Origin of the sequence: Arthrobacter sp. ZGTC412 (assembly GCF_002929215.1) — a bacterium.
GTDB lineage: Bacteria > Actinomycetota > Actinomycetes > Actinomycetales > Micrococcaceae > Arthrobacter.
In genome coordinates this window covers 177,337-199,188 of sequence record NZ_PJII01000005.1, presented here as the reverse complement: position 1 = coordinate 199,188, position 21,852 = coordinate 177,337, and the positions used below count along the sequence as shown (strand labels likewise).

Here is a 21,852-nt window from a genome sequence, read left to right as displayed (position 1 = left end):
TAGTCAACGGCAGCAAAAATAGCTGAACGAGAGTGAGTGTGCCCCAGTGACCAGTAGCGAAGCCTCCACGCAACGGATACCGCCGTTCGTGTCATTGGGGTCAGCGCGTTCTCTCGCTGGTGCTGTTTCCGCCGCCTCGGGTTTCCTGGGAAATCAACCGAAGCGGGTATCAAACTCTTCGCCGGTGTTGGTTTCACGTGAAACAACGTCTACAGGTAGAGCTAACATCATCGACGCAATCGATGATTCGAGCCCCATCGCGCGTGAACTTGCCCACGAGACCCGCCGGCGTGAACGGCTGGTAGGGCGCCAGCTGCCTCGTCCCGAGAAGACGCGTATTTTCACGGTGTCCAACCAAAAAGGTGGCGTAGGCAAGACCACCACCACGGTGAACATCGCTGCCGCCCTTGCCGCTGCGGGCTTGAATGTCCTGGTTATCGACATCGACCCCCAGGGCAACGCTTCCACCGCCTTGGGCATCGAGCACCACGCGGATGTGGACAGCATCTATGACGTCCTCATCAACGATGTTCCCCTGGCCGATGTGGTTGCGCAGTGCCCCGATATCGGCAACCTCATTTGCGCACCGGCAACCATCCACCTGGCGGGGGCGGAAATTGAACTCGTGTCCCTTGTGGCTCGTGAGCAGCGGCTGCGCCGGGCCATTGATGTTTATGCAAAGGCGCGCGCGAAGAAGGGCGAAGAGCGCCTAGACTACATCTTTATCGACTGCCCGCCAAGCCTTGGGCTTTTGACAGTCAACGCGTTTTGCGCGGCGGGTGAAGTCCTCATTCCGATTCAGTGTGAGTACTACGCCTTGGAAGGCCTGAGCCAGCTTCTCAAGAACATCGAGATGATCCAGAAGCATCTCAACGCTGACCTCGTGGTCTCGACAATCCTTCTGACCATGTACGACGGCAGAACCAACCTCGCTGCCCAGGTCGCCGCTGAGGTCCGCCAACACTTCCCCGAACAAGTATTGTCTGCGGTCGTGCCGCGCTCGGTTCGTATTTCCGAAGCTCCGAGTTACCAACAAACCGTGATGACCTACGACCCCTCATCCAGTGGAGCTCTGTCCTACCTGGAAGCCGCTGCTGAAATAGCAGAACGCTAATATCTTCAAGAACTGCAACAACTGGAGTGCGGCCAGACCGTGCTCTACCACTGGAGGGATTTACCCATGAGCGAGAAGCGACGGGGCTTAGGCCGCGGTCTTGGCGCACTGATTCCAAGTTCCGCCGGTGCGAATGGGGCGGGCAATGGCGCAGCGGTTTCGCGTCCCGTCGATCTCTTTTTCCCCGAGGGGCGCAGGAAGACTGCTGAGCCCGAGGAAGTTGCGGTTACTTTATCGGTGGAGCAATCAGAGCCGACAAGTAATGGCGCCACCAAGCCTGCGGGCACCAAAGATTCTGCTTCCAGGACTCCGGGCAGCACCTCGCGTAAAACGACTGCAGCGAAGTCATCCGCAGTGCAGCGGGCATCTGAGTCAACGCCCGCTGTCAGTAACTCGGCCAGCGACTCAACACCGAAGACAGCCGGCAGTGCCAAGGCTGCAGGGAAGTCCGCGGTCACAACGGATTCTGAAGCGGCGAACTCCCCTAAAGGGGACTCCCCCAAAGTCCTGGAGACCCTAAACGAAGATTCCGTTGATTCATTTGGTTCGGATACCGGCGTGGAGCTTGTGCCGGTCCCCGGCGTCCGGTTTGCAGAAATTCGTGTTTCAGATATCCATCCCAACCGGAAACAGCCGCGTGCTGTCTTCGATGAGGACGATATGGCGGAGCTTGTTCACTCCGTCCGCGAAATCGGAGTCCTCCAGCCAATTGTCGTCCGAAACTCAACCGAATCCGGTGGAGAACCCTTTGAGCTCGTTATGGGCGAGCGGCGCTGGCGTGCAGTACAGGCTGCGGGACTGGACACCATCCCTGCAATCGTCCGGGATACCGCCGACGATGATCTGTTGCGGGACGCACTGCTTGAGAACCTTCACCGGAGTCAGCTCAACCCTTTGGAAGAGGCAGCCGCCTACCAGCAGTTGCTCGAAGACTTCGGTACTACGCACGAACAGTTGGCTGATCGCATAGGCCGCTCCCGCCCTCAGGTATCTAACACCCTTCGGCTCCTGAAGCTGCCGCCGCTGGTCCAGCGCCGGGTTGCAGCCGGAGTGCTGTCTGCGGGCCACGCACGCGCCCTGCTGGCACTTCCCGACGCGGCGGCTATGGAACGTTTGGCGCAGCGCATCGTGGCTGAAGGCATGTCCGTTCGCGCCACGGAAGAAGCTGTGGCTCTGTACCAGGACCCGACTAAACCGGCGAAGAACAACATTCCCCGCCCGGGAGCGCGTCACGAGCGCCTGGACTACCTCGCGTCTTCACTTTCCGACCGCTTGGACACGAACGTGAAGATCTCCTTGGGCGTACGCAAGGGCAGGGTCAGCATTGAATTCGCCAGCGTTGAGGATCTCAACCGGATCATGGACGTCCTCGCTCCTGGTTCTGAGAACTAGGTAGCCCGGGGCAAAGCGTTTTAGCCGTTTTAGGGGCTTGTAAGAGTGCGGCCTTGTGCTCAGGTAGTCGCGTGCCGAGCTCCTTTGATGCGCCAGTGCAATGAATCTTTCCCGCGTAAGCAGTGCGATGCGTCCTGTATGTACGTGTATTGCTCGTGGTACACGCGATTTGGCTGAACCAGTGATAGTCCTTAGCTCGGCCCGAGCTCGGACAGAGCTTTATCAGGACGTTCTCCCAGGTTTAGGAGCGCGGTTTCGGAGGTGCGGATTTCAGTACTTCTCTGCGTTTCGCCGGGTATGATTTTGGAGTTTCACGTGAAACAGTATGCGGGCCCGGCGCTAAGCCGGCCCGGGGTAGATGTAACTGCCTTATCCGCGCTGCTCTAAGTGCGTGAGGAACAGCGTAGGCTCCCCTGAGGCTGGAATTGTGTCCCGCTCGACTCTTAGGGCGGAACCCATCCGCGTTCCTTTGCTACGTATGCACTAGACCATCCCTTGTCGTTATCGGGAGCTTGAGGGACCATGCAGGGATCCTAGGCTGTTAGACCTTGGGAGCCGCCGGCTTTCGGTGTCTTGTTGACGGACAAGTGGTGAGTGCGCTCTGGATGGCGGCTGACATGGTTCTATTGCTCCAGCCTTCCCGCGTCGTCTGACACCACTATAGCTGGGCTGAGCCATTGAGCGCGGTGACACCTTGCAGCTTTCCTTGGCGCTCTTCGGTACTACTAGGCCGAAGACCGTCTTCGTTTCACGTGAAACAGCGCCACAGGCGTTGGCGCTGCATTCGCAGACGCGGAGGCTTTTGGGCGCGCAAATTGATAGTGACCAGTAGGCTGCGAATGACAACATAGGTGATTTGATTGCAGAGTACGTTGCGATGGATGTGGTGCTCACTAAGCGCTAACCGTTAAACCACTGGCGCTCCTCTCTACCACCGATGAAGGGTCTTGAAACCAGCCGAAACCACGCGCCTTCCGAGCTCTGGATCCTGCGACTCCTGCCTCTCCCATCAGTACCTCTATCCCGTCTACTAGTTCCGCTAAATAGCACTGTACGGTCAATTGCTCCTGTCGGAGATCTCAATTGGGCCTAAACTGCATGGTTGCCTTGTTGCCGTGCCGGTAGCGTTCATGCCTGGCTTCCTGCGAGTGGACTCAGCAACCAGAAACTTCCATGCCAAACGGTCAAGTGGGTTTGAACACTAAGGCGGTGCTTCGGACTGTATTCATGCATACCCGCTACTGGGGCTGAGGTCGGTTGCATAGGAGACGGGCGGTACCCGAGGCAACTGCGTGCAGCTGTAGCGCAGGCAGCCAGGCCGGCATCTCTAGGCTGCAGTACACCGATTTAGCCGGCCTCTTACCTTGGTTGGAGCTTTGTGCTCGGGCCGTGCGGGGATGGGCAGCTTTAGTCGCCATGGAGTCACCACTGGTGGTCCGATAAGGTGGGGCGTCCCTAGTAGCGTTCGGCTGACGCATATACTTTGAGCAACGTAGGGCGGGCCTGCCCAGTTCACTGTCTACAGGTGAGAAAAGTAGGGGTACATCTTTGTGATCGTAGCCGGCTCTGGATTCTTGTTTCACGTGAAACGCCCGCGCGGATGGTTACATGATTTCTCAATGAGCACTCGGGGTTCGCCGGAGTCGCCTGGCGCATGCCCACTGGCGACTTTTTGGTCCGGACGTACGGGGTTGCACATGCGGATCGGTGATCGATACGCGCTATTCCTCGACTCGGCTTCCAGGTGACGAGGCCGCCATCGGGTTACGCGCAGTACTTGCCCGTGCTTCTGCCAGCCGGAAGGCAGCGGGTTGTGGATCTGGGCCTCGCTTGACCGGACGAGTACTCGGCCTTCGGCGTAGGAGACTAGGCGCGCATCGTTCCGTCCCTGGCCTCCGCGCCACAGTCTCGATGAGAGTGAAACGACTGGAGCACCACCAGGCAAGCAGCTGCCCAGGGGGCGAGTTACTCTGGAAGGAAGACCGAGGGTTGCCCCGTCATCCTCTGTTAGGTGTAGGAGTAGTGCCATAGGGACGCGACACCGGGCGGCCTAGACGCGAAGCAATGCACTTGTAGGACGGGGGCAGTAGTTGCAGTCGCGTGATGGCCACCCCGAAAGAAGTGCCGTGGGCGCTGCTTCTCGATAACAGAGGTACCCCTCCCCGGCGTGTATGACCTGATGCCAACCATGCGCGACACGCCCGGTGGCAAATCCCCTGCACCTGCACATGTACTTGTGTAGTCCTAGCTGATGTTCCTATGGGACCCACTGGAATCGTGGACAATCATCATGAGGGTCTTGTGGAAAGCACTGTGGATAAGTCTGTGGATACCGGTGGCGGCGCATGTGGACTTCCCAGGCTCAGATCCGGCGTGGTTCGACCAACTTATGCCCGCAGGGTTCCGCGGCGTGGCTCGCAAGGTCCGCACCGTTTCACGTGAAACATCTGGAGCGGATTTTCCTTTACCAGTTTGAATGTTGGTGGGCCGGAAGTTTTGGTCGAGTGCCGGTTTCTGGTTGATTGACGGTCTGATAGGGGGCGTCTAGGCGCGCAGTCCGCCGTGGCCACCTAATAGTTGGGTCACCGCGGTTAGCACTTTCTACGGTGGGACCGAGCCTCGACTGCCGTCGAGAGGATGTAGCCGCTGTGAAGTCGCCGGGAAGCTGTGGATAAGCTTGGGGAAAAGGAGAACCGCGCCTGTGGATAAGAATGTGGACAAGTCGTTGACCTGCCGGCTTGGGGTTCCGTAATTCCGTGCTGAGGTGATTCCCAGTCAGCGCAAGAGATGCGTAGGCGCTCCACGACTCATTACGTCTTGGTCAAATGTTGTCGCGATCTGCCGCCCGTATCCAGCACGGGTCACCTAGCGGCCCGGTCAAGGGAGCGGCCCCTGATGCAGCCAGTGCTCGCCTTCGATCTCCCCGCACTGCCGGGTGGTGCGGCGCCACTACGTCACCCCCACTAGCTATCCGCATTCAAGAAGCGGTGCCGCCGCATTCCGCTGAGCCCCCTAGTTCCTAGCGTCCTTGGGCTCAGCCCAGTGCGGCATCACCTCGTCGTGCGCTGGCCCGGTGGTTTAGCTTTTCTATGGAGGCCTTGCTTGTGCGGACAGCCCGCACGGTGTGCAGGGTGTCGCATGCCCAACGTCAGTACGCGCAGAAGAAGCGTGGCGGCATTGACCAGCTAGGGCGCACCGAGGTTTGCTTCACCGTCGCCTGCCGAACTGCGGAATGATTCCATCGGGCATTAGAGCCCCCGCTGATGATCGATGTGCTAGATGGTGTGGGTGCAACGGAGATCTGGCGTGGGTCTCCTGTGACGGAGAAGGACGCGTGAGGACGAATACCAGACGTGTTAGCCGCCGTTTCACGTGAAACATCTGCCGGGCCCGTCCTGCTACATCTTAGGGTGTTGTGTGCACATCAGCGCATACACCTGCTGGCCCACGGGTTAGACGAGAACGACAAATGAGACGACGGCTAAGAGTTGCGAGCAAAGGTATCAAGAAGAGTGGCACTCACTCTTCGAGTTTGGCAAAGTTTCCATGCCTAGCGGTTTGTCGCGACCACCCGCATCGTAAGCTTCAGGTTTGGATCCGGGGTTCTGACCCTGCAGTGCACAAGGTGCGGGGCGGGTACGGTGGGCCGCCCCGCAAGTCCGCTCATCGGCGCTGGATAGGGCTTGTTCGTGGGCGCGCGCACGTCAGTGTGGCTAGTCCGCGCGGCCGGGCGTTGTTAAGTTTGGCGAGCTCTCACAATTCGGCCAGAAGCCTGAGTACGGTTTCAAGCCCACACAGATCAGGTGGAAATTCTGCATGGCTTCGTCACGAGTTCGACCAGTACTGTACTTCACCGTACTGGTCTGTCCAGCAACCGTCGTACGCGCTCTGCGGTGGGCCGGGAGCACGTGCGCGGCTGCATTCCGGAGGATGCAGGGCGAACAACTCCAAAGCGCTGGAGGCGCCAGGTCGCACGTCACGCAGCCGGACGTCCACCGGCGGGTTGAGGGCGGCGATGGCATCCCGAGCAGCCTGAATCTTCTGCTGGCCCACGTCGGCCACCCGTGGATGACCTGGCGCTGCAGGTCGCTTAGGTAAACACCGTCGGCGTCGATGATTCCCAGCCACTACTGAAGGACGTAACGTTCCCTCTACTCCCGGCGTCGTGCGATCAATTGAGCTTTCCAGTTCGAGAATGAGTTTCACGTGAAACACGGTAGGCGCTTCTCGCCACCCATTCTGGGGCGAACCGGTCCATGAACTTAGGCTCCAAGATCGCCAACGCCTCCCTGCATTTCTAGGCTTCCCAAGTGTGCAACAGCGAGCTAATTGCTTCACTCCCGCGATGGAGACCAAACCACTGATTCAGCCACTACCCGGGTTAGTAGCGGGGTGGTCAGCCCTGCCCACCCGCAACCCGCGCAGGCGCCTTTGTCATCAAAAAGGAACAACTACGCTGGGTTGCTGCTCTGACTATGTGGATCTATATGCCCACGAGGCGTATTTATTACGTCCTGGCCTGCGTGCTTGCCCTTGCAAAAGCCGTTGTGGCAAGCCGTCCTTTGCGGCAGAGGCTTCGGTCTGGGCAGTGTTTCACGTGAAACAAGATTCGGCGGTGGCTGGCGACCTCGGCCATCCTTTGCTGCCATAAGCAACGGAATCCAGGAGCGCAGATACACACGAGTTGCTGGTTCCGAACACTCATTTTGGGCCTTTCCGCTCCCCCCTGCCGTACCAACTCCGCCAATCCGGCAGACCCAAAGTGTAGCCCCTGCACGTCTGATTCACGTGAAACATGGGTGATTAGCACTAGTGAAAGGCGGCATCGCCGGATTGACCAGAACCCAGCGTCCAGGCCCATTCGCTGCGCGTTACCACATAAATCTGTGGCGCTCAGCGGGCGATACTGACCCCTCGTACAAGTGGCCCCCATTCCCTACGAGACTCGATCCGTATTTGAATGGGGCCGAGGAGCGACGACGAAGCCAGCGCAAAAAAGTGGCCACCGCTAAAAGCGGTGGCCACTTCGTAACTACTGGTCCGAGCCCAGCGTTCAACGCTCCTAGGAAAGGACGTCCGCGAATTCCTTCTCGAAGAACTGCTTGGGCTTTGCCCCGATGACGGTGCTCTTCACTTCCCCACCCTGGAACAGATAGACCGCAGGAATTGAGGTGATCCCGTATTCGGCGGCGATCCCCGGATTGTCATCGACGTTCAGCTTCACAACGTCAACCTTTTCGCTGTACTCAACGGAGATTTCGTCAAGAATAGGGCCGAGCTTGCGGCACGGGCCACACCACTCAGCCCAGAAATCCACGATGACCGGCTTATCTGAGGACAAAACATCCGTACCGAAACTGGCGTCTGTTACGTCTTTCGCATTGCTCATAGCTTTATCTCTCTCTTCGTATAGCGTTTAGGACTTATGCGGACAGGTCTGCAAGGTAATGCTCAACGTCGAGGGCGGCAACACAGCCGGAACCCGAGGCTGTGATGGCCTGACGGTACGTGGGGTCAATGACGTCGCCCGCAGCGAATACGCCGGGCATACTGGTTTTGGAACTCCGCCCTTCGACGGCGATGGTTCCCTCCGGCGTAAGGTCCAGGATTCCCTTGACCAGATCGGTGCGGGGGTCGTTACCGATGGCTACGAACACGCCCGTTACGGCCAGATCGGACACGGAGCCGTCAATGAAGTTCTTCAACTTCAGGCCGGTGACTTTCTGGTCGCCGACAACGTCGGACACGGTGCTGTTCCAAACAAAGTTGATCTTCTCGTGGGCCAGGGCACGGTCGGCCATAATTTTCGAGGCCTTGAGCGAATCGCGACGGTGGACAATCGTTACCGATTTCGCAAACTTGGTAAGGAACAGTGCTTCTTCCATAGCAGAGTCTCCCCCACCGATGACGGCAATGTCTTGGTCTTTGAAGAAGAAACCATCGCAGGTTGCACACCAGCTGACACCGTGTCCGGAAAGCCGCTTCTCGTTGGGCAGGCCAAGTTCGCGGTAAGCCGATCCGGTAGAGAGGATAACTGCCTTCGCCTGGAAGCTCTCACCCGTGGCGATGGTGACCGTCTTTACAGGCCCTTCAAGCTGGAGCGAGGTGACGTCCTCGAACTGAATCTCAGTTCCGAAGCGTGCTGCCTGCTTTTCGAAGTTCTCCATCAGATCCGGTCCCATGATGCCTTCAGGGAAGCCCGGGTAGTTCTCGACATCTGTGGTGTTCATCAGTTCACCGCCGGCAGTGACAGAACCTGCCAGCAACAGGGGCTTCAGGTTGGCGCGGGCAGTGTAGACAGCTGCCGTGTAACCAGCCGGGCCGGAGCCGACGATGATGACATCACGTAGGTCTGACGTGGTGTTTTCTGTGATGGTCACTGAACGGTGAACCTCTTCCTTATTCGACGCGCCCCGCTTTGGAGGCCGGCCACATGGCACAACTGATACTGCAGGCTGAATATTCCGGCGCCCGGGCACGGCAGATGGCCGGTGGACAGCAGTAAGCGAACTCCGCGAGACGCTTTTTCCAGATTACCGTCCCGTGACAAACCCGAGCGCCGGGCGAAGGACCTCCAGCCGCAGGTTCCGCGGAACCCGCGAAGGAGGCCGGAATTACTGGACTCTGACCTCGGCCAGACGGAGCCCGTAGCTGTAGCGCGTCTTCGGCGCAGCGAGCCTGGGAAGGGAGTTGATGGAGACTATGACGTACTGGGCGCGGACCGGTGCCGCGAGGGGCATGTTCAGGTCGGTAGAGGTAAAGCTGTTGGTCCCGACCGCCTTCGCACCGTCCATGGACGGCCGGTCGTTGGTGTACACGGTGATGTTTCCACCCGAGCCACCCAGCTGCGAAAGTGTCACGGATGAAACCGTTGCAGGGTTCTTTAGCTTTACCACCAGCGGCACGCCTTGGGCGGCGAGTCCGCCCCAGTTTTCAGTGGCGAACTCCATATCCGACCAATAGCTGGCTGCGTTACCGTCGTAGGCCTTCACCAGGTCTCCGTCGAAGGTCGCCGCGAAATCGAAACTACCCTGCCGGCTGACGCTCTCAATGGCGGGCGGGATGACGGGCGGAGCGGACGTGGGTGCCTGCGTTGGTGCGGTGGAGCCTTCGGGAGCAGCATTGTTGGTGGCAGGAGCGGACGGGTTGGCCTGTGGTTCCGGGGAGAAGAGGCTGCCAAGGTTGGTCACGGCGAAAATAAGGCCGGCAATCAGGACGACGGCCAGCAGCCCGCCCACAAGCCACCGCATGGACCGCGGTTCCCGTGCGGGTGCATCCCGGTCGTCGTCGTAGTCCTCCTGCTCAGCCTGGGAAGAGCCGGCAGCGGCAGAAACGGCGGCCGGGGCTGCCGCGCGAGCCAAGACGGAGGACTTTTTCCTAACCGGTCGGTGATCTTCCACCGGCGCATCCTTATAGCGGTCCTGGTTGTCAGCGCTGACATAGTCGTCCTCGGACCAGAGGGAAACCTTTGGCTTCCCTGAATTAGGCGCCTCCGCCTGATTGGAGTTCGATGCAAAACTGGCAGCGGCTGGGTCTTCGGCAGGCCGCGTCGAAGGGCCGGCGGGCCGCGCCAGTGGGCCGGCAGGGCGTGTCGGGGCGCTGGAGGCTGCAGCCCCGGCGGCGCCGCTAAGGGCTGCTCCCCCCAAAGGGGACGCGCCGGACGGCTTGCGGTAGGCCGGGGCTGTGGCTGGACGAACAGGAGACTTCGGCGGCATTGCAGGCGCGGCTCGGTAAGGATTTACCTGGCTGGGGTGCGCATCACCATAGTTGATGTAGCCCGCGTCCACGTGATCTTCGTCGTCGTAGGGCTCGGGCTCGTGGGACCGCGGCTGCCCGAAGATCTCGCTTCCGAGGGTGTCCGTAAAGAAGGGCTCCACATACGGAGGGTTGGACGCCACCACGAGATCCAGCAGGTCCGCGGCGGACGTGTGGTTGGTGATGAGGTATGTGGCAGCCTCGGTGACGCCCAAGTCAAGAACCTGGACCGTTCCGGGGCGTTCCCCGGTGGCAACTTCGCGGGCGCTCTGCGCAACCTGCTCCGTGTTGTCCGGTCCGGCAACCAGGATGCTGACGGGACGGTTAAGTACCTGGTCCACACCATCCAGCACCAGATCGTGGTCGTGCGAGGCCAATACAGTGGCAGTGACCTTGTAACGGCCGCCCAGTACTGATCCGACATCGATCGGGTTGGACACGTGTTCCTCCTAGACTGTCCGGTATTGCCGGCACGGATGACGCAACCACCGTTCAAGGGGCCGCCGGGGAGGCAGATCCTTGAATGCAACTACCCCTGTTCCCTTTCGATCCTAGCCGATTGCGCCCGGCGCACCGTGGACAAAGACAGCGGCAGACCGCGCAAAAATCACTTTTTCCGGGGCCGCCGTGGCTTGAAGTGCGGGTTGTCGCCGGACTTCCCCTGGAAGGTCCGGCGGCCCGGAAGCGGGATCTGGTCGCGCAACAATCCGCCCCGTGCGGTGCTGGGCTGATCTTCGCCGGGGAGATAGATGCCCTCAGCGTCGGTGCCGTCTCCGCCGTCGGACTCTTGCCTGTGGCCTGCAGCTCGCTCGGGAGCCGGCCCGGCGCGGAAGGAAACGGCGTCAAATTCACCTGAAATGCGTGGGATGAGTCCTGTATCAACAGAGGTGGTGGCGCGCTCCGGTGCGGGGCGCCGGCTGTCCTCGGAGGGCACATCCGGGGAAGAGCTCGACGGCGGGTTCCCGGCTTTTGCGGCAGGCGCGCCTTGCCCGCCGCGCCTCAGCCGTCCCAGGAGTGGTTGAAGCAGGTCCCGAAGTTCAGAGACCCGGAACAGCTTGAGCAGGAAGAAGTAGACCACGAGCATGACCGGGCCCACCACGATGACTGTGATGAGAGCTGTCAGCCGGTCACGCCAGGCGAACCCGTCAGGACTGTAGCTGCCCATCAGCCACAGCGCACCTGCGCCCGCAATAGCGGAGCCCAGGGCTGCATAACCCATCCGGATGTAGGAGCTGGCAATCCGTGGCCCATCCAGATGGCCCAGGAGCCGCCGCAGGAAGTAGGCGCTGATAATCACCGAGAGGATGTTGCCCACCATGTAGAGCACCGCGATGGCGTAGATGATCTGGTTCACCGGCAGGAACTGGATGGCGAAGGCCCCGGCCACGTAAACAACCGCCAGGAGCAGCTGGATGTAGAAGGGGGTTCGGGCATCCTCGTTCGCGTAGAAGACCCGGGACATCATAAAGTTGGCGCTCATGAACGGCGTGCTGAGCGCGAGGATGGTCAGCGTCTGGGCCAGCATCACGCCGTCCTGGCGAAGGCCGCCGGAGAAGAACATGCCGAGCGGACCTGCCAGGGCAAAGAGTGCCAGCGCACCGAAAACGGTGGCGACTGCCATGGTCCGGAGTCCGTGTGAGAGTGCATCGCGCAGTTCGGCGCGGTTGCCGTCCTGGGACGCGCGGGTCATGCGGTTGAACAGGACCGTGGCGAGGGACAAGGCAATGATGGAGTGCGGCAGCAGGTACAGCTGACTGGCCACCTCCAGCACGGCGTTGCCGGGCAGCATGCTGGCGGCGGCGTCGCCCGCCTGCTGGAGCCGGATACGCTCGGCGCCGGGAATGGTGGCGATGCGCATGACGTACAGGAAGGCGAGTTGCCCGACGGCGGCGGTCAGCAACGTCCACACGCTCAGCCTGGCTGCCTGGCCCAGTCCCACTCCGCGCCAGCCGAACCGCGGCCGGAGCCTCAGTTTCAGCCGGATCACGGGAATCATCAGGATGGCGGTCTGCGACACCACACCGATGGTGGAGAATCCTGCCACGAACAGGGTCTGGGTCTCACCCCAGTTGTCCAAGGTGTGCGGATTGAACTCGTTCGAGCCGAAAATCCAGATAAACATGCCCAGGCCGGCTATGGCCACGAGGTTATTAAGGATGGGCGCCCACATGGCCGGTCCAAAGGCGCCGTTGGCGTTAAGGACCTGGGTGAGGAGGGCATAGAGGCCGTAGAAGAAGATTTGCGGCAGGCACCAGAACGCGAAAGCCACGGCCAGCGCTTTCTGCTGCGGGGAATACCCCTGGGTGGTCAGTTCGATGACCCATGGAGCCGCCAGCGTCACCAGGGCCGTCAGTCCCAGCAGAAGCAGGACAGCAAGCGTCAGGAGCCGGCTGATGTAGTCCGCTCCCCTGTCCGGAGCCTTGCTGGCCTTGATGATCTGCGGCACGAGCACTGCGTTGAACACACCGCCGGCCACCAGCAGGAAGATCAGGTTGGGCAGGTTGTTGGCGTTAATGAACGTGTCATTGACCGTGGAACCGAGTCCGAGGGCTGTACCCAGCATCCAGGTCTTGCCGAACCCCAGGAAGCGCGAAACGAGGGTTCCGGCGGCCATGATGGCGCTTGACCTGGTTTCGCTCGCCTGCTCGGCGCCGGCTTGCCCGCCGTCCACCTGCCCGCCATCCGTGGGAGAGCCGTCCACCGGTGCAACCAAGTGCGCGGTTTCTGCGGGGGCACTGTCCTGGGTTGCGCTGTCCAGGGGTGCTGCGGCCTGGGGTGCGCCGTCAAGGGGTACACCGTCGGCAGGCACGCCGTGTGGAGCGCCGCCGGCCCGGCCGGCTTGATCGGAAGGAAAATTGGAAGCTGACATCGAGTTCATCGTCTCACCCGCGGGCGCCTATCATGGCACCGCTTGCGCCGGCAGTGTGGTCCTAGAGGTGTTCGGGCAGAACTTCGCGGGCCAGGTCTGCGATGCGGCGTTCGTTAGGGAAGGACAGCTTGCGTGCGAGTTCCTGGATCGGAACCCATGCAACGTCCACTGCTTCCTGGTCCGGATCGTTCTCGATGGTCAGCTCGCCGCCGGTGGCCCGCAGGAGGTAATGATGGACCGTTTTATGCACGCGGTGGCCGCTGACGGTGAACCAGTAGTCGATGCTTCCGAGGGGTGCGAGGATGTCACCTTCGATGCCGGTCTCTTCGGCAATCTCGCGGACCGCGGCCTGCTCGTTGTTTTCTTTGCCCTCGGGATGACCCTTTGGGAGGCACCACTCCAGGCGTCCGCCACGGTTGAGGCGGGCGATAATCGCAACCCTCAGTTCGGCGTCGGACGTGTCCACTACGACGCCGCCGGCGGAGACTTCCTCCACCGTAGGCAGCGAGGCCGGCGCGGAATGCTGGGCAGGCGCAACGTGCGCACCGATTGCCGACGGCAACGGTGCGTTTGTCCTCCTGCCTGGAGCGCTCGGTACTGGATGGGCCATGGAGTCCACTCTAACGACTGTTGCCCGTTCGTGATGACCGGAACATGACACCAACATGGACTGCATATGACGCGCTTTGCCGGCGGCGGACGGAATGAGCCGGATCTTGACGGTATTTTGGCCTGCGCTGCCGCTGGTTTCTGACAAGCTTAAGTAACTATGGCGCACGCACATCACAAGACTGAATCCCACACCGTCGATTTCCAGGTGGACCCGGTGGTCCTGGAGCTCGGCCAGCGCTTTGTGGACGCCGGCCACGAACTGTCGCTGGTGGGCGGCCCGGTGCGTGACCTTTTCCTGGGCAGGACCTCCCCAGACCTGGACTTCACCACAGACGCCACGCCGGACCAGACGGTGGCACTCATCAAGAAGTGGGCGGACAACTACTGGGAAATTGGCCGCGCCTTTGGCACCATTGGCATGCGCAAGGCCGGCTTCCAGATTGAAATAACCACTTACCGCGCCGAGGCCTACGATCCTGAGTCCCGGAAGCCGGTGGTGGCCTTTGGCTCCTCTTTGACTGATGACCTGCTCCGGCGTGACTTCACCATCAACGCCATGGCCTTGAAACTTCCCTCCCTCGAACTCGTGGATCCGTTTGGCGGCGTGCGCGACCTTCACGCCTCCGTCCTTGCCACGCCCGGCTCCCCTGAAGCGTCCTTCTCGGATGACCCCCTGCGGATGATGCGCGCCGCAAGGTTCGCGGCGCAGCTGGGTGTCTCCGTCCACAACGACGTCCGCCAGGCCATGACCCGGATGGCTGAACGGATCACCATCATTTCCGCGGAACGGGTGCGGGACGAACTCACCAAGCTCATCTGCGGTGCCCGGCCCCGTGTAGGCGTGGACCTGCTGGTGGACACCGGTTTGGCCGAGTTCGTGCTGCCTGAGGTCTCCGCCCTCCGGCTCGAATCGGATGAGCACCACCGGCACAAGGACGTATACCAGCATTCACTGCAGGTGCTGGAACAGGCAGCGGAGCTGGAAACAGACGCTGAAGGCTCCGTGCCCGCACCGGACTTTGTGCTTCGTTTCGCGGCTTTAATGCACGACGTCGGCAAGCCGGCTACGCGCCGCTTCGAACCGGGCGGGGCGGTGAGCTTCCGTCATCACGACATGGTGGGTGCCAAGCTCACCACCAAGAGGATGAAAGCGCTGCGGTTCGACAATGACACCATCAAGGCCGTAGCCCGCCTGGTGGAGCTCCACATGCGCTTCTACGGCTATGGGGAGGCCGGCTGGAGCGATTCCGCCGTGCGACGCTACGTGACCGACGCAGGGCCGCTGCTGGAACGGCTCCACCGGCTGACCCGGTCCGACGTCACCACACGTAACCAGCGGAAGGCCGAGCGGCTGGCTTTCGCCTATGACGACCTCGAAGTCCGGATTGCAGCACTGCGGGAACAGGAATCGCTGGACGCGGTGCGCCCGGACCTGGACGGTGCCCGGATCATGGCCCTCCTGGAGCTCAAACCCGGCCCCGTGGTGGGCCGAGCTTACAAGTTCCTGCTCAACGAGCGGATGGAGCACGGGCCCCTGCCCACCGAAGAAGCGGAGGCGCGGCTGCTCCGCTGGTGGGCGGAACAGCCCGAAGCTGCACCTGCCGGAACTGGGGTTGGAACGTCTCCTGCCGCCGTCGACCTTTCCTCCAAGGAGTCCAAGTGACCAATCCTGCCCTTGCCCCCCGGCCCCAGCTCTGGATCCTCCGCCACGGCGAGACCGAGTGGTCCAAAAGTGGGCAGTACACCGGACTCACTGATCTGCCCCTCACGGTTGAAGGTGAACAGCAGGCGGTGGAGGCCCGAAAGGTACTGGACCCGGTTGATTTCGATCTGGTGCTGACTTCTCCCCTCAGGCGGGCGCGCCGGACTGCGGAACTCGCCGGCTTCCCTGACGCGCAGCACGAGCCGCTCGCCGTGGAGTGGAACTACGGCGACTACGAGGGCATCAGCTCGGACCTGATCCGGAAGGACAACCCCGATTACCTGATCTGGACCCACGGCGTACCCAACGGCGAGACCCTGGACGAAGTGGCCGCGAGGGCGGACAAAATTATTGGGCGCGTACTGGAATCGGGAATGGACAACGTCCTCGTTGTGGCCCACGGGCACTTCTCCCGGATCCTCACCGCCCGTTGGCTCGAATTGCCTCCTACCGAAGGACGCCACTTTATTCTCGGAACAGCGAAAGTATGCACCCTGGGCTGGGATAAGAGGACTCCGGCAATTGTCCGGTGGGGTCTTTAATAGTTACTTACCGGTTTCTTTAGAAAGTTTTCCGAATTAGGTAGCCGCGGACTCTAATCGTGGTGTACTTTTATTCCTGACCCCAGAGCGTCTCGCCGGGGTCGTGGTGATCGTTGCCAGGCCAGTCAGCCGCAGCAACGGCAGAGCAGAAAAGGAGGTTGGGAAAATGATTACTTTGACTAGCGGACGGAAGACCACCGTCACCGCGGCCCCGGCCTCTGATGCTTTCCGGCGCCCATTTGCAGGGCCCGTCGGCTCCTAGCCCTTCGCCCTGCCGCCGGCCTTGATGCCGGCTGCGACGCTTTGGCTCTCCGGGTACCGGTGTCACTATCCTTGAGGTTTCCCCGGGATAACCCTGCCAATCTTTAGCCGGGCGGTTTGCTTTTAATGCAAACCTGCCGCCCTCGTGCTTTTTCGTGCATTCCCGTATTCACAATATAGCCCTTTTCGCGGGCGCACCCTGCCCTAATTTGCCCGAATTCGCGCCGCGAATTGAGGGCCTAATTGTCGCGCCCGGTTTGCGGGCATCAGTTCGAACAGGAGGTGACCACAATGATCAAGAAACTTCAGAAGCTCCTGTCTCCATCACGCAGGAGACGCAGCAGCCGCAGGCAATTCAACCGCCCGCTGCTGGAGAAGCAGCGGGAAGACGTATTCCTCCTGATGCACCAGCAGCTTGGCGGGATGCGATAACGGCCTGCCCACCCCCAGAAGAAGTTAAGTTGCATCTCAATGCCGTGCAGGAGCCCACGCGGCGACGCGTGGGCTCCCCCGGGCCCTCTCCCGATGGTGCCCGGCGGCGGCGGTAAGCTCGATTCCATGCAGGAGACCCAGCCGCCGGAGCATCGAGGACGGTCCCGCCTGGTAGTTCCCAGCCGCAGCGATGCCCTGCTGCGCAATTTCACCGAAGTCATCGGCGGCCCCCTCGGATCAAGGGCCGCCCCGGGCATTGTCTCCCCCGGCATCTTCACCGTGGAACGCGTACTGATACTCCTCACAGTCCTGGCGGCCGTCACGGGCATCCTGGTCAAAGGGTATTGCCGCGCCAACGGCTGGGAGTCCCCCACGCAGTTCTACGCCACCTGCTATTCCGACTTTCCCGAGCTCTTCCGGAACCGTGGACTGGCCGAGGGAACATTTCCCATCCTTGGCACCGGGAGCCAGTTTGAGTACCCAGTCCTGATTGCCCTCATCGCTGGGATAACGGCATGGCTCGTTCCCGGGACCGGGATCTCGGACCCGAGTGTGCTCGCCTACTTCGACATCAATGTTGCGCTTCTGGCCGCCGTCACCGTAGTCACGGTCCTGGCTACCGCCCGGATGACCAGCCGCCGCCCCTGGGATGCCGCCATGGTGGCCCTGGCCCCGGGCATCGTGCTGGCCGGCACCATCAACTGGGATCTTTGGGCTGCCGCGCTGCTCGCCCTGGGGATGTACTTCTTCTCAAGGCAGCGGCTGGTGCTTGCCGGGGTTTTTATCGGGCTGGGCACCGCCACGAAGCTGTATCCGCTGCTGGTTCTTGGCGCGATCCTGCTGCTGGCCCTTCGGACCGGCCGGTTCCGCCCCTTTTTGGTGACAGCGGGCGCTGCGGCTGCCTCGTGGCTGGCCGTCAACCTGCCGTTCGCGGCTGCCAACCCCTCCGGCTGGGCGTACTTCTTCCGGTTCAGCGCGGAGCGCGACGCCGGGTACAGCTCGCCTTGGTTCGCCTACAACCTGGTGGCGAACCGGCTGCGGTGGACGGAACTCAGCCCGGCCGCCGTCGACCTCTTGTCCATTGGTCTTTTCCTGCTGTCCTGCGCTGCCATCACAGCCGTTGCCCTGACTGCCGCCCGCCGCCCCCGCATGGCCCAACTGGCCTTCCTGATCGTGGCGGCCTTTATCCTCACCGGCAAGGTCTACTCCCCGCAGTTCGTGGTGTGGCTGATCCCCCTACTTGCGCTGGCGCGGCCGAGGTGGCGTGACTTTCTGATCTGGCAGGGAATCGAAGGCCTGCATTGGGCGGCAGTGTGGATGTACCTTGGACAGGTGACCAGCGCAGGCTCTTCCCAGCACAACCTGGATATGCCCTACTACGTCCTCGCCGTGGCCGCGCACATGGCTGCGGTGGGCTACCTCATGCTGCGCGTGACCTGGGACATTTGCAACCCGGACTATGACCCCATCCGGCGGCATCACCTTGATGACCCCCACGGAGGCTCCTTCGCCGGGACGCCTGACTGGCTCCGGTGGAACCCTCGGGACCGGTCGAACTCCAGACTGCCCTGGAAGGTCGGTTCCAATGCCTGATGTGTCGGTGGTGGGCGCCGGACCCAACGGGCTTGCAGCAGCAGCGGTGATGGCGCGGGCCGGGCTCTCGGTGGAGCTCTTCGAGGCCGGCAAAACAATCGGCGGCGGCACACGCACCAGCGAACTGATGCAGCCCGGACACTTCCACGACATCTGCTCAGCCGTCCATCCGATGGCTGTGGCTTCGCCGTTCTTTAAGGCTTTTGAATTGTCCCGCCGGATAAACCTCATTACCCCTGACCTGTCCTATGGATCCCCCCTGGATGGCGGCAGGGCGGCCCTCGCCTACCGGTCCCTGGACAGGACAGCAGCCGGGCTGGGCCATGACGGTGCTGCGTACCGGCGGCTGATGGCACCGCTCGTCGACCGTATCGACGCCGTTATGGACTTCACCCAGAACCAGCTCCTCCGTATCCCCCGCAATCCCATCGCAGCCGGAATCTTCGGGCTGCGGACACTGGAGCAGGGATCCGGCGTCTGGAACGCCCGGTTCAAGGAGGAATCCGCACCGGCGCTGCTCGCCGGAGTTGCCGCTCATGCCATCTCCCATCAGCCATCCCTTGCCGCTTCCGGTGCAGGGCTGATGCTCGGGGCACTCGGACACGCGGGAGGCTGGCCCATTCCCGAAGGCGGCTCAGCTGCCATAGCCGCCGCGATGGCGGAGGACCTCGTCGCACACGGCGGTGTTATCCATACGGATGCCCCGATCGACCGGCTGGAAGATCTTCCCGCCGCCCGTGCAACTTTGCTGAATGTCGCTCCCCAAGGGCTGCTGAACATGGCCGGCAACGCCCTGCCCGGGCGTTACCGCGGTGCTTTGGAGTCGTTCAGGTACGGGAATGGCTCGTGCAAGGTGGATTTCATCCTCTCGGGACCCGTGCCGTGGGCTGCAAAAGAATTGGCCGACGCCGGAACCCTCCACCTGGGCGGCACCCGGGCAGAAGTGGCACGTTCCGAGAACGAAGTGAACGCCGGCAAACACCCTGAACGTCCTTACGTCCTGGTGGCCCAGCAGTCCCGCTTCGACTCCGGGCGCGCGCCGGCCGGACACCACACCCTGTGGGCCTACTGCCACGTCCCCACCGGGTCCACCAGGGACATGACGGAAGCCGTAACGGCGCAGGTGGAGCGCTTCGCGCCGGGGTTCCGGGACCTGGTGGTGGAGTCCACGGCCATTACGGCTGCGGGGCTGGCAAAGTACAACCGGAATTATGTTGGCGGGGACTTCAGCGCGGGCACCATGGACATGCTGAACCTGGTTCAAAGGCCCGTCGTGTCCCGGGTCCCATGGCGGACGCCGTTGCGCGGCGTCTACCTTTGTTCCTCTTCCACCCCGCCAGGACCGGGTGTAACCGGCATGCCGGGCTATCACGCGGCGAAGTATGCCCTTCAAGACATGTTCGGCCTATCCGTACCCGCATTGGGACTGGCAGCAGCCTAGACGCCCGCCTCCCATTGCATGGAATGCGACATGTGCCAAACCAGCCCCAAAAGCGGGGGATAATGGCGCAATGGGGATATCAACAAAACTTTCTTTAGGCATCGCTGCCGTCATTCTCGGAACTTCGCTGGTTGCCTGCGACGACGGCAGGAACGGCGCTGAAGCGGCCGCTGGGCAGTTGGCCACCGCAGTCTCCGGACTCGATGTAGGCTCGGTGCCCTTCGATGGCAAGGAATCAGCGGCTGCGAACGACCAGCTGAAAAAAGTCTTTGCGGCGTTGGATCCGCAAAAGCCCGCCGTCCAGGCGGGCGAACTGGCCCTCGACGGCGACAACGCTTCCGCACCCCTGAACTACACCTGGAACTTCGGCGGCGCCGAGTGGAAGTACACCGTCTCCGCGAAATTTAGAAAGTCCGGGGACAAGTGGCTCACGGTCTGGGATCCCGCCACCCTGGCACCGGACCTTGCCGACAGCGAAATCCTGACCAAGGGTTCCCAGTCGCCCCAGCGGGCAGACATCCTGGGTGCCGGCGACGTTCCCCTGGTGACATACCGCCCCGTGGTAAACGTCGGCATCGACAAGCCCCAGCTGGGGGCAACGGATCCCGCTGATTCCGCCGCCAAACTTGCGGCTCTGGTAGGCGTGGACCCGGCCGCCTACGTCCAACAGGTAAAGGACTCCGGTGCCGAGGCCTTTGTCTCCGCGATCACCCTGCGCGAAGAAGGCCGCACCATCACCAATGAGGAGATCGCAGCGATTCCCGGGGCTCGCGCCATTGCCGCCACGATGCCCCTGGCTCCCAGCCGCACGTTTGCGCGCGCCGTGCTCGGCTCGGTCGGTGAGGCCACAGCGGAGCAAATCGAAGCATCCGGAGGCGAGCTGACAGCCGGTGATGTCACCGGCGTCGGTGGCCTTCAGCAGCAGTACGACGAGCAGCTTCGGGGGACGGACGCCGTCGTTATCCGTGCCCAGCGCGCCGACCTGACCAGGGAACAGATCCAGTCCGCCGCAACGGATCCCCGCCGGGTGCTCTTCGAGGTGAAGCCCACGCCCGGAACGCCGCTGAAGACGACCCTGGACCCGAAGCTGCAGTCGCTGGCCGAGAGCACCCTGGAAGGTGTGGACCCGGCCTCCGCCATCGTTGCGCTCCGCCCGTCCACCGGCGCAGTCCTGGCGGCCGCCTCCGGCCCGGGAAGCAACGGCTACAACACCGCGATGCTGGGCCAGTACGCTCCCGGCTCCATCTTCAAGATGGTGGACTCGCTGGCAATGTTCCGCAATGGCCTGACCCCCGAGTCGAAGGTTGAGTGCACGCCCACTTTGACGGTGGACGGACGGACCTTCAAAAACGCCGAGGGGTACCCGAAGGGATCACTCGGTTCGGTGACACTCCGCGATGCCTTCGCGCACTCCTGCAACACCGCCTTCATCGCCGCGCGCGACACGGTCTCGCAAAATCAGCTTGAATCGGCTGCAATGGCGATGGGCCTTGCCGTTGAAGCACCGACCCTCGGCGCAGCCGCCTTCCTGGGATCCGTCCCCGGCGAGGCCGCCGGAACGGAACATGCTGCCTCGATGATCGGCCAGGGAAAGGTGCTGCTGTCACCCTTGGCGGCTGCCATGATGGCCGGCTCCGTGGCCAAGGGCGCGCCGGTTTCCCCGCAGCTGGTCTTGAATACCGACGGCGGCGCCGCCGCTGAGGGAACAACCAGCGGTTCCACAGCTCCCGCTGCCCAGCCGTCCGCCACGGCTTCTGCCGAGGCACCGTCCCAGGCGTCCGATAACCCGATCAATGCTGAAGAGGCCGCGTCCCTGGCGGACATGATGCGTGCCGTGGTGACGTCGGGGCACGCGGGCTTCCTGTCCAGCGTCCCGGGCGCTCCCGTGGGAGCCAAGACCGGGACCGCCGAGTTCGGCAACGCGAATCCGCCGAAGACCCACGCCTGGATTGTTGCCGTGCACGGTGACCTTGCCGTCGCCGTGTTTGTTGAGGATGGCGGCCTGGGGGCAACAACGTCCGGGCCGTTGCTGCAGAAGTTCCTGACAGCCGCGGGGTAACCTCCGGGAGTTTTCGTCCACGCCCAGCGCGTTGAAGGCCCTTAAAAAGCGCTGGACGTGGACAAAAATTCGAGTGGGTG

General features: G+C 62.1%; 13 protein-coding genes. 8 read left to right on the top strand and 5 right to left on the bottom strand.

Annotated elements, in window-relative coordinates; genetic code table 11:
- The first annotated feature begins 46 nt into the window (after nt 1-46).
- A complete protein-coding gene (locus CXQ88_RS09170) occupies nt 47-1,114 on the top strand; it encodes a ParA family protein (RefSeq protein WP_306736559.1) in 1,068 nt (355 codons plus the stop codon).
- 66 nt (nt 1,115-1,180) lie between these two features.
- Nucleotides 1,181-2,506, top strand: coding sequence for a ParB/RepB/Spo0J family partition protein (locus CXQ88_RS09165; RefSeq protein ID WP_104043844.1), 1,326 nt, complete (start codon nt 1,181-1,183; stop codon nt 2,504-2,506).
- Nucleotides 2,507-7,568: 5,062 nt separating this feature from the next.
- Here the strand turns inward: CXQ88_RS09165 and trxA are convergent.
- The 5 genes from trxA to CXQ88_RS09135 form a co-directional block, all read right to left on the bottom strand.
- Nucleotides 7,569-7,895 carry a thioredoxin gene (trxA, locus tag CXQ88_RS09155; protein WP_104043843.1) on the bottom strand — a complete coding sequence of 109 codons (327 nt, stop codon included), beginning with the start codon at nt 7,893-7,895 and terminating at the stop codon, nt 7,569-7,571.
- Nucleotides 7,896-7,929: 34 nt separating this feature from the next.
- A complete protein-coding gene (trxB, locus tag CXQ88_RS09150) occupies nt 7,930-8,886 on the bottom strand; it encodes a thioredoxin-disulfide reductase (RefSeq protein ID WP_104043842.1) in 957 nt (318 codons plus the stop codon).
- Between the two features lie 234 nt (nt 8,887-9,120).
- The gene (locus tag CXQ88_RS09145; protein ID WP_104043841.1) at nt 9,121-10,701 is read right to left on the bottom strand and encodes an ABC transporter substrate-binding protein; all 1,581 of its coding nucleotides are present in this window, start codon (nt 10,699-10,701) and stop codon (nt 9,121-9,123) included.
- 167 nt (nt 10,702-10,868) lie between these two features.
- Nucleotides 10,869-13,130 (bottom strand): murein biosynthesis integral membrane protein MurJ, encoded by a 2,262-nt coding sequence (gene murJ / locus CXQ88_RS09140; protein ID WP_258061783.1) that lies wholly within the window; start codon nt 13,128-13,130, stop codon nt 10,869-10,871.
- 61 nt (nt 13,131-13,191) lie between these two features.
- Nucleotides 13,192-13,692 carry an NUDIX hydrolase gene (locus CXQ88_RS09135; protein ID WP_050057127.1) on the bottom strand — a complete coding sequence of 167 codons (501 nt, stop codon included), beginning with the start codon at nt 13,690-13,692 and terminating at the stop codon, nt 13,192-13,194.
- A 207-nt stretch (nt 13,693-13,899) separates the two neighbouring features.
- Here CXQ88_RS09135 and CXQ88_RS09130 point away from each other — a divergent pair, with 207 nt between their 5' ends.
- The 6 genes from CXQ88_RS09130 (at nt 13,900) to CXQ88_RS09110 (ending at nt 21,772) form a co-directional block, all read left to right on the top strand.
- Nucleotides 13,900-15,405 carry a CCA tRNA nucleotidyltransferase gene (locus tag CXQ88_RS09130; protein WP_104043840.1) on the top strand — a complete coding sequence of 502 codons (1,506 nt, stop codon included), beginning with the start codon at nt 13,900-13,902 and terminating at the stop codon, nt 15,403-15,405.
- Nucleotides 15,402-15,986, top strand: a complete 585-nt coding sequence (locus tag CXQ88_RS09125; protein WP_104043839.1) for a histidine phosphatase family protein — start codon at nt 15,402-15,404, stop codon at nt 15,984-15,986. The genes CXQ88_RS09130 and CXQ88_RS09125 overlap by 4 nt, the downstream gene beginning before the upstream one ends.
- Before the next feature lie 552 nt (nt 15,987-16,538).
- On the top strand, nt 16,539-16,679 hold the full coding sequence (locus tag CXQ88_RS21740; protein WP_181037453.1) for a hypothetical protein: 141 nt from the start codon (nt 16,539-16,541) through the stop codon (nt 16,677-16,679).
- A gap of 126 nt (nt 16,680-16,805) precedes the next feature.
- Nucleotides 16,806-18,272, top strand: a complete 1,467-nt coding sequence (locus tag CXQ88_RS09120) for a glycosyltransferase family 87 protein (RefSeq protein ID WP_104043900.1) — start codon at nt 16,806-16,808, stop codon at nt 18,270-18,272.
- Nucleotides 18,265-19,713 (top strand): phytoene desaturase family protein, encoded by a 1,449-nt coding sequence (locus CXQ88_RS09115; protein ID WP_104043838.1) that lies wholly within the window; start codon nt 18,265-18,267, stop codon nt 19,711-19,713. Before CXQ88_RS09120 ends, CXQ88_RS09115 begins: the two co-directional genes overlap by 8 nt.
- A 70-nt stretch (nt 19,714-19,783) precedes the next feature.
- The gene (locus CXQ88_RS09110; protein ID WP_104043837.1) at nt 19,784-21,772 is read left to right on the top strand and encodes a penicillin-binding transpeptidase domain-containing protein; all 1,989 of its coding nucleotides are present in this window, start codon (nt 19,784-19,786) and stop codon (nt 21,770-21,772) included.
- Nucleotides 21,773-21,852 lie beyond the last annotated feature (80 nt).